This is a genomic window from Thermoflexus sp. (genome assembly GCF_042408365.1).
GTDB lineage: Bacteria > Chloroflexota > Anaerolineae > Thermoflexales > Thermoflexaceae > Thermoflexus.
On sequence record NZ_JBHOQJ010000202.1, the window covers coordinates 1 to 2,806 of the forward strand.

Consider the following 2,806-nt stretch of genomic DNA (forward strand, 5'->3'; position numbering starts at 1 on the left):
AGAGGCGGGCGCCCCGCTCGTCCGCGAAGTCCGGCTCTTCGATGTCTATCAAGGGGATCCGATCCCTCCAGGCCATCGGAGCCTGGCCTTTACCGTGTTCTACCAGGCGGAGGATCGCACCCTCACCGACCGCGAGGTCGCCGGGTTGCGGGAGCGATTGATCCGCGCGGCGGCGGAGCGATTGGGAGCGGTTGTCCGTCAAAAGGAGGGGTAAATGGAGGAGGGCTGGCTCCGCTACGATCGACAGATGCGATTAGACGGCTGGGGGAGGGCTGGACAGGAACGGTTGGCCCGGGCCCGCGTGGCCATCGTTGGCATGGGAGGGCTTGGTTGCCCAGCTGCCCTTTATCTGGCCGCGGCCGGCGTGGGCGCCCTCAAGCTGATCGACAGCGAGACCGTGGAGCTTACCAATCTGAACCGCCAGATCCTGCACTGGAGCGAGGACATCGGCCGGCCCAAGGTCTGTTCCGCCGCTGAGAAGATGCGACGGCTCAACCCGCTGGTTCGGATTGAGCCGATCGAGGCGCGCCTGACCCCGGAGAACGCGGAAGAGCTGTTGGGAGATGTTGAGATCATCGTGGACGCTTTAGACAACTTCGAGACCCGATTAATCCTGAACGATTACGCGATTCGATCGCGCAAGCCGTTAGTGCATGGGGCCATCTGGGGATGGGAGGGTCGGGCAATGACCATCATGGCCCCTCAGACCGCCTGTCTTTGCTGCCTTTTCGAGGCTGGGCCTCCGCCGGGGATTTTTCCGGTGGTCGGGACCACACCGGGGCTGATCGCCATGATCCAAGCCACAGAGGTGCTGAAGCTCCTGCTGGGCCTTGGCGAGCCTCTGTTCAACCGCTATCTGATCTACGATGGGCTGAGCATGGAGCTACGCGTTCTCCAGGTCCGCCCTCGCCCCAACTGCCCAGCATGCGGAGCCTTGCGTACCGATGAATATGCCTGCTCGCGGGATTTGTTCCCCATCCCCTGAGTGATCTTGAAGCCAGGATCAGACCACCTTCAACGCCCGGCCCCGCCGAAAACGAAATCCCCCCTCTCCCTGCCGCCTTTCGGGCCGCAAGGGAGAGGGGGAAAACGGATCCCGCTTCCTCCCCGCTCAGGCGGACCAGGATGGGTGAGCCCGTATTGCTTGCTGGTGGGTCGAAGGGAGAATCTCTCCCCAGAAGGCTTGGAGGCTGGGCGAGCCACCTTTGACCGCCCCCACCTGCGGAACAGCTCCCCTCCCCGCAGCTTTCAATGGCAACTGCACTCCCCGCCGGAGGGCGCCGCGCTGCCCTGGGTGCGGAAGGAGTGGCCGCACCGGCAGGTGGCGATAGCGCTCGGGTTGTGGATCTGGAAGCCGCCTCCCATCAGCGCGTCCACATAATCGATGGTCGAGCCCCACAGATACATCGCGCTGATCGGGTCGACGAGGATACGGATCCCGTGGCTTTCGATCTGATAATCCTCCGCTTCCGGCTGGGCCTCGAACCCCATCCCATATTGGAGCCCAGCGCATCCCCCACCGGCAACAAACACGCGGAGGAAATGGCCCTCAAGCTTCTTCTCCGTTATCAGCTGGCGCAGCTTCCGCGCAGCCTCCTCGGTCAACTGCACCACCGGGGCCTCCGCCGACACCTCTTCCTCTTGTATGAGCTCTTCTGCCATTGGGCGCCTCCATCCATTGGATTCCGACCGAGTGTTCCACCGAAGAGAACCTGAGGAACGCAGCCCCTGTAGGTATCGCAGAGGCGCTGCATGCTGCCTGGGCCCTCATAATTATGATACACCATTTTGGCATAATGCTCCATCCACTTGGTGGTCATCCCTTTCAGGGAGGGCCGCCTTCAGCGGCCCACACCCCACAAAGAAAAACCGTTGGAGGCCTCGCCTCTACCCTCGCACCAGGGTGGGGTAATACCCGCGATCCTGCATCTCCTTCCGCAGGCGCTCGAGGGCGGATTCCTCAATGACCACCAGATTGGGAGCCAGCCAGCCCAGGATGGCAGACCCCAGCGAGGTGACGGCAAGGAGCTCTTGGAGGATCCATGGATCCCCTGTCTCCAGAAGTGTGACGTTCTCAAACACCTGAACCCGGCTCGTGGACTTCCATGCCTCATTCAACGCCTGACGCAAACCCGGGGTAGGGGGCAGGCCGGAGGCCTCAAAGATCTCCAAGATCTCCTCCGGCCGATAGCCCTCCCGAAACACCTCCTGGATCCGCGTCTCCTCCAGAGTGAAGGTGAATGGGGAGCCTGTTGGCCGGCCCAGGCGGCTGGACAGCCAGAGCAGGCGCGCGGAGTCCGGACCAGGCCGCACGGACCAGGTTCGCTCGTCCAGCCAGCGGGTCTCTGGCAGGGCTTCCTCCCCTGCCGGTGGGATCGCTTCCCCTCGGACCCAGCAACGCCCCCGGGGAGTCAAACGGAACGCCCGCAATGTGTCCCGGTCATAGGCCAGAACCACCGCCCCCAGCCAGAACAGGGAACCTTCCAAATAGGCCCGCAAATGCTCCGCGAGGGGAACGGACTCTCGAACCGGATGGCCGCGGACCAGACGCCACGGTCGGTCCATCGCGGCCCCAGCGAACCCCGGCGGTTGCGCCGCCTCCAGCGCCCGAACGACGTCGGTCCAATCCACCCATTCGTCCGGCAGTCCTTCCAGCAGCCGGATGAGGGCCTGCCGGCCCAATCCCCACTCATAATAGAGATGTTCCATCCCTCCCATCCATCCGATGGACCGCATCAGCCGGACCGTGGGATCCCGTCGCTGGAGCCAGAGGATCTCAAAGAAGGTCGCTCCGCTCCGCCAGATT

4 protein-coding genes are annotated in these 2,806 nt (G+C 63.6%); 2 read left to right on the forward strand and 2 right to left on the reverse strand.

Features of this window, described 5'->3' with window-relative positions; translation table 11 throughout:
* Window positions 1-214: hypothetical protein (locus ACFMO5_RS09500; protein ID WP_376792509.1), on the forward strand; the 214-nt coding region annotated here is incomplete at its 5' end.
* Window positions 215-985 (forward strand): ThiF family adenylyltransferase, encoded by a 771-nt coding sequence (locus tag ACFMO5_RS09505; protein ID WP_376792510.1) that lies wholly within the window; start codon window positions 215-217, stop codon window positions 983-985.
* A 263-nt stretch (window positions 986-1,248) separates the two neighbouring features.
* On the opposite strand, the gene ACFMO5_RS09510 is transcribed toward ACFMO5_RS09505, so the two are convergent.
* A complete protein-coding gene (locus tag ACFMO5_RS09510) occupies window positions 1,249-1,662 on the reverse strand; it encodes a HesB/IscA family protein (protein WP_376792511.1) in 414 nt (137 codons plus the stop codon).
* Between the two features lie 225 nt (window positions 1,663-1,887).
* Window positions 1,888-2,806 (reverse strand): hypothetical protein (locus ACFMO5_RS09515; protein WP_376792512.1); only part of this gene is annotated, 919 nt, incomplete at its 5' end.

Bases quoted from the DNA above. Each gene is read 5' to 3' on its own strand.
- ACFMO5_RS09505 (WP_376792510.1), top strand. From the start codon at position 215: ATGGAGGAGGGCTGGCTCCGCTACGATCGACAGATGCGATTAGACGGC.
- ACFMO5_RS09510 (WP_376792511.1), bottom strand. From the start codon at position 1,662: ATGGCAGAAGAGCTCATACAAGAGGAAGAGGTGTCGGCGGAGGCCCCG.